Annotated in this window: 9 protein-coding genes, 3 tRNA genes and 1 pseudogene; 1 reads left to right on the forward strand and 12 read right to left on the reverse strand. The window is 62.9% G+C overall.

All coding sequences use genetic code 11. From position 1 onward, the window contains the following. The 12 genes and pseudogenes from ACLP4W_RS24440 to ACLP4W_RS24495 all read right to left on the reverse strand — a co-directional run. Positions 1-185 (reverse strand): annotated as a pseudogene (locus ACLP4W_RS24440) (50S ribosomal protein L1); the annotation flags it as partial. Between the two features lie 84 nt (positions 186-269). Then, a complete protein-coding gene (gene rplK / locus ACLP4W_RS24445) occupies positions 270-698 on the reverse strand; it encodes a 50S ribosomal protein L11 (protein ID WP_442389976.1) in 429 nt (142 codons plus the stop codon). Between the two features lie 26 nt (positions 699-724). Beyond that, positions 725-1,471, reverse strand: a complete 747-nt coding sequence (gene nusG / locus ACLP4W_RS24450) for a transcription termination/antitermination protein NusG (protein ID WP_442389977.1) — start codon at positions 1,469-1,471, stop codon at positions 725-727. A gap of 26 nt (positions 1,472-1,497) precedes the next feature. Beyond that, positions 1,498-1,989 carry a preprotein translocase subunit SecE gene (secE, locus tag ACLP4W_RS24455; RefSeq protein ID WP_442389978.1) on the reverse strand — a complete coding sequence of 164 codons (492 nt, stop codon included), beginning with the start codon at positions 1,987-1,989 and terminating at the stop codon, positions 1,498-1,500. A 92-nt stretch (positions 1,990-2,081) separates the two neighbouring features. After that, a tRNA-Trp gene (locus tag ACLP4W_RS24460) sits at positions 2,082-2,154 on the reverse strand. Positions 2,155-2,300: 146 nt separating this feature from the next. Then, a complete protein-coding gene (gene hadC / locus ACLP4W_RS24465) occupies positions 2,301-2,801 on the reverse strand; it encodes a (3R)-hydroxyacyl-ACP dehydratase subunit HadC (protein ID WP_442389979.1) in 501 nt (166 codons plus the stop codon). A gap of 13 nt (positions 2,802-2,814) precedes the next feature. Then, the gene (hadB, locus tag ACLP4W_RS24470) at positions 2,815-3,243 is read right to left on the reverse strand and encodes a (3R)-hydroxyacyl-ACP dehydratase subunit HadB (RefSeq protein WP_442389980.1); all 429 of its coding nucleotides are present in this window, start codon (positions 3,241-3,243) and stop codon (positions 2,815-2,817) included. Further along, a complete protein-coding gene (gene hadA, locus ACLP4W_RS24475; protein ID WP_442389981.1) occupies positions 3,230-3,709 on the reverse strand; it encodes a (3R)-hydroxyacyl-ACP dehydratase subunit HadA in 480 nt (159 codons plus the stop codon). The genes hadB and hadA overlap by 14 nt, the downstream gene beginning before the upstream one ends. A gap of 47 nt (positions 3,710-3,756) precedes the next feature. Continuing rightward, entirely contained in the window at positions 3,757-3,924 is a 168-nt protein-coding gene (gene rpmG, locus ACLP4W_RS24480) for a 50S ribosomal protein L33 (protein ID WP_066907182.1), read from the reverse strand. A 55-nt stretch (positions 3,925-3,979) separates the two neighbouring features. Further along, positions 3,980-4,053, reverse strand: a tRNA-Met gene (locus ACLP4W_RS24485). A 54-nt stretch (positions 4,054-4,107) separates the two neighbouring features. Then, a tRNA-Thr gene (locus tag ACLP4W_RS24490) sits at positions 4,108-4,180 on the reverse strand. A gap of 139 nt (positions 4,181-4,319) precedes the next feature. Beyond that, the gene (locus ACLP4W_RS24495; protein WP_442389982.1) at positions 4,320-4,529 is read right to left on the reverse strand and encodes a type II toxin-antitoxin system VapB family antitoxin; all 210 of its coding nucleotides are present in this window, start codon (positions 4,527-4,529) and stop codon (positions 4,320-4,322) included. Positions 4,530-4,649: 120 nt separating this feature from the next. Between ACLP4W_RS24495 and ACLP4W_RS24500 the strand changes: the two genes are divergently transcribed. Then, positions 4,650-4,941, forward strand: a 292-nt coding sequence (locus ACLP4W_RS24500) for an MBL fold metallo-hydrolase (protein WP_442389983.1), incomplete at its 3' end; no start/stop codon positions are given.

A 4,941-nucleotide genomic window follows, 5' to 3' on the forward strand; every position in this document is an offset into this window, starting at 1 on the left:
GTGCCGCGGACCATCTGGTCCGCCTTGCGCGGGTCGACACCGAGCCGGATCGCCACCTCGACGGTCGCGTCCTGCTTCGCCGACGACGTTTCCTTGGCGAGCTTGGCCGCCTCCAGCGGGGTGTACAGGTTGGTGCGGTCCACCTTCTCGGCGGCGGCGCGGTATGCCTTGCTGTCCTTGCTCATTGATTCATCCAATCTGATGTTGGGTCGTGGTTAGCAAGCGGGCCGAAGCTGGCCCTCCCACGGGCGTGGAAATGTTATGCAGATCTATTCAACGGTGATGCCCATCGACCGGGCTGTTCCGGCGATGATCTTGGCGGCGGCGTCGATGTCGTTGGCGTTGAGATCGGCTTTCTTGGTCTCCGCGATCTCGCGAACCTGATTCCAGCTGACCTTGGCGACCTTGGTCTTGTGCGGTTCCGCCGACCCCTTGCCCACGCCGGCGGCCTTGAGCAGCAGCTTGGCGGCGGGCGGTGTCTTGAGCGCGAAAGTGAAGCTGCGGTCCTCGTAGACCGTGATCTCCACCGGGATGACTTGGCCGCGCTGGTTCTCCGTGGCAGCGTTGTACGCCTTGCAGAACTCCATGATGTTGACGCCGTGCTGGCCGAGCGCGGGTCCGACCGGCGGCGCAGGGTTGGCCTGCCCCGCCACGATCTGCAGCTTGATCAGCCCAGCGACTTTTTTCTTCGGGGCCATGAGAATTTGATGTTCCTTCCTGGGGGTTAGATCTTGGAGACTTGGTTGAAGGTCAGTTCCACGGGGGTTTCCCGGCCGAAGATCGACACCAGCACCTTGAGCTTCTGCTGTTCGGCGTTGACCTCGTTGATCGTGGCCGGCAACGTGGCAAACGGTCCGTCCATGACCGTCACCGATTCGCCCACCTCGTAGTCCACCTCGACGGTCGGACGTTCCAGCCCGCCCGCCTCCGCGACGGCGGCGGTGCTGGCCGCGCCCTTGGCGGCCTTCTTCGCCGCCCCCCGCGGCAGCAGGAACTTCACCACGTCGTCGAGCGCGAGGGCCGACGGACGCGACGTCGCGCCGACGAACCCGGTAACCCCGGGGGTGTTGCGCACGGCGGCCCACGAGTCGTCGGTCAGGTCCATGCGCACCAGGATGTAGCCGGGCAGCACCTTGCGGTTGACCTGCTTGCGCTGGCCGTTCTTGATCTCGGTGACCTCTTCGGTGGGCACCTCCACCTGGAAGATGTAGTCGCCCACGTCAAGGTTTTGCACGCGGGTTTCGAGGTTGGCTTTCACCTTGTTCTCGTATCCCGCATAGGAGTGGATGACGTACCAGTCGCCGGGCTTGCTGCGCAGCTCCGCCTTGAGCGCGGCGGCCGGGTCGACCTCGTCGTCAGTCGGCTCCGCGGGAGCTGAAATCTCTGAGGTCTCTAAGGCCTCTGAGGCCTCTGAGACCTCGTGCACGTCGACCGCTTCACCCGCGGACGTGTCACCGTCGAAGGTAGTCACGGTTTTCAGTCCTCTCTGTCACTCGCTCAGCCGAACACCAGCAGCATCAGCTTGGTCAGGCCGAAATCCGCCAGACCGACCAGCGTCACCATGAAGGCCAGAAACGCCAGCACCACTGAGGTGTAGGTGAGCATCTGTTTGCGGTTCGGCCAGATCACCTTCCGCATCTCCACAACGACCTGCTTGAGGTAGTTGTAGACGAACACAAACGGGTTAGCCGAACGGTCCCCGGCCTTCTTCGGTTTCTTGGCCTTCCCGGATACCCCGGCCTTCTTGGCCTTCTTGGCTTTCTTGGCCTTCTTGGCCGTGTCTTCCTCGGAAACCTCGGCCTCATCCGGCGACTCGACGTCGACGCCTTCGTCGGCATCGACCGCTCTCTGCCGGGACCGCTTGCCGGTGGGCCGTTGCGGCGTCGCAGGCTTTGTCACCAGGGCGGTCCGACCGGCGCCCGCGCGGCTGTCCTCAGTGTCGCCAGCGTCGCTTGCGGCGTCGTTGGCAGCGTCGCCCTCGTCGCTCACCGCATGCTCCTTTGTTTGCTAATGTCCCGCGAGCGGTCCCACTGTGGTGGGGCACTCTTCCAGTGTCCACCATGGCACGCCTTCGCCTTCAGCAGGGGCGACAGGACTTGAACCTGCAACCTGCGGTTTTGGAGACCGCTGCTCTGCCAGTTGAGCTACGCCCCTTCGCGGTTGGCAGGCCAACCTGCGCTTACCTACCGGGGGCTCACATGACGCGCGCGCCCCCGTTTGTTTTCGACTCACGGAAAGCGCGCTAATGCTGGGAAAACCCCGAGGTCCGAGTGTACATCGGCACAGGAGTCAGATACTAATTACGCGGTTCTGACGATCTGTCCGGATTCCTTGTCCCACTTGAGCTGCATGGAGTCGTCACCTTCGTGTCCCATCACGGTGGTGTGGGCAATCAGGACCACCTCGCCATCCTCGTTGGTGCAGGTGTTCTTCGTGACGACGATGTCAGCGCCGAAACGCTTGTCCACAGATTCGACCTCCATGCAGCCGAAGAGTTTGTCGCCGACAAACAATGGCCTGTGGTATTCAAACTTCTGGTCGACCTGGACGATCTGCATCGTCTCCATGCCCATGTCGACGTTCCGGAAGAAATCGTCCTGGACAAGTTTCCCGAAGATCGACACGAAAGTTAACGGTGCGACCAGGGCGTGGTAGCCCTTCTCGGCGGCCGCTGCCTCGTCGAAGCAGGCCGGATCGTCGCACTTGGTCGCTCGCGCGAAGCTGCGAACTTGCTCGCGACCCACCTCGAAGTAGTCCGGGTAGTGCCAGGTCATCCCGAGGATGTCGCCCTTGAGCGCCATGAACTACGCCCGCCTATGCCAGCGTCGCCAACGCGACGGCCCGCCCGAAGATCTTCTTGCCGCCGGTGGTGGCCGTGAGCGCGATCGTCACCGACTTGCTCTCCGGATCGACCGATTTCACCCGGCCGCTGAAGACGAGCTCGGCGCCCTTGCCGTCGTTGGGCACCGGCACCACGGCGGTGAACCGCACGTTGTACTCCGTGACCGCACCCGGGTCGCCGACCCACGACGTGACGAAGCCGCCACCCAGCCCCATGGTCAGCATGCCGTGGGCGATCGCGGTGTCCAGCCCGACGATCTTGGCCATCTCGTCGTCCCAGTGGATGGGGTTCAAGTCGCCCGAAACACCCGCGTAGTTCACCAGGTCCTGACGGGTCAGGGGGTAGGTCCTCTCCGGGAGCTGGTCACCCACCTTCACCGAACTGAACTCACGCAGCGCCATCAGAAAACCCCTCTTCTCCATCCTCGCCGGCACGGCCCGCCAGGGTCGTGTAGGTCTCCTGCACAACCTCACCTGCTTCGTTGGTGATGATGTTCTTGGTCACGATGAGCCGGGTGCCGTGCGCCACACGGGTCGAATCCACGTACACATCGCAGTACAGCTTGTCGCCCGCCACGATCGGCTTCTCGAACTTCAGCACCTGGTCGACCTGAACAATCTGCGCGTCGGCGACCGCGATGTTCGCGTGCTTGAAAAACGCCGACTGCGCCTTGTAGCCGAACACGCAGATGAACGTCAGCGGGGCCAGCAATCCCTTATAGCCGAGTTCGGCCGCCGCGTCCTCCCCGAAGTACGAGGCGTCGTCGTTTTGGACGGCCATCGCGTACTCACGGATCTTCTCGCGCTCCACCTCGTAATAGTCGGGATACCGATAATGCATCCCGACGATGTCTGTGGCCAATCCCACGGCTCTACAACCTACCTAGTCAGTCTGTGTAAATGCTCGTGGGAGAGCTAGCGTGTCTCACGGTGCGGCTGGTGCTTGCCGCAATTCGGGCAGAACTTCTTCAGCTCCATCCGGTCGGGATCGTTACGGCGGTTCTTCTTGGTGATGTAGTTACGGTGCTTGCACACCTCGCAAGCCAAGGTGATCTTCGGCCGCACGTCGGTACTGGAAGCCATGTCGGTTCTCTCTCGGATCTTTCTCGCGTCTCTCGCGAGCCGCGTTGTTGTGTTGTAGCGATGGCCGGACTCGAACCGGCGACCTAACGATTATGAGTCGTTCGCTCTAACCGACTGAGCTACATCGCCTCTGGGTTACCCCGTTTTGGGTTCGGGGCCGCCATGCCTGCTCGGCGTCCGCCGAGCCCCCTAACGGAATCGAACCGTTGACCTTTTCCTTACCATGGAAACGCTCTACCGACTGAGCTAAGGGGGCCGTTCGCCCAAGCCACCAGTCGTGCCACGGGCCTAAAAGAGGTTACAGCCTGGCGCGCAACGTCACAAAACCGCCAACGCGGCCCCAGGCAGGTCCCTGATGAGTTGGCGAGTGTGGGATGGGCGGACGGTGATAACAATCACCCGCTCTCGGCGCCGCGGCGAGGTTCCCACGCGCTCGGATCGCTGAACTCGTCGTACTCGTCGCCCTGGTCCTCACCGTCGGCGGTCTCGCCGAGCAGGGTCCGCAATGCGAGATGAACGGCTTCGCGTGCATCGGCCAGATGGAACCTACGTATCGCCTCTTGGACGAGTTCGTCGTCTACTTCGATCTCGACCCTCTTCTTCATGCACCAACAATACCCAGCCCGGATACGCCGAACCGATGGACGGCGGCCGTCTTCGGAGCAAAGTGTGCCCGAATTCGAAGTCGCCGGGACGCGTCCCGGAACGAGTCATAGTCTGATCGGGTGTCACAGGACCGGCTGTACTTCCGTCAACTGCTCGCGGGTCGCGATTTCGCGGCCGGCGACATGTTCGCGACGCAGATGCGCAACTTTGCCTACCTGATCGGCGACCGCCAGACCGGGGACTGCGTGGTGGTCGACCCCGCCTACGCCGCCGGTGACCTGCTCGACACGCTCGAGGCCGACGGCATGCGCCTGTCCGGGGTGCTGGTGACCCATCATCACCCCGATCACGTGGGCGGGTCGATGATGGGCTTCGAGCTGAAGGGCCTGGCCGAGCTGCTGGACAGGGCGC

The sequence above is a fragment of the Mycobacterium sp. genome (genome assembly GCF_052145595.1).
Taxonomy (GTDB): domain Bacteria; phylum Actinomycetota; class Actinomycetes; order Mycobacteriales; family Mycobacteriaceae; genus Mycobacterium.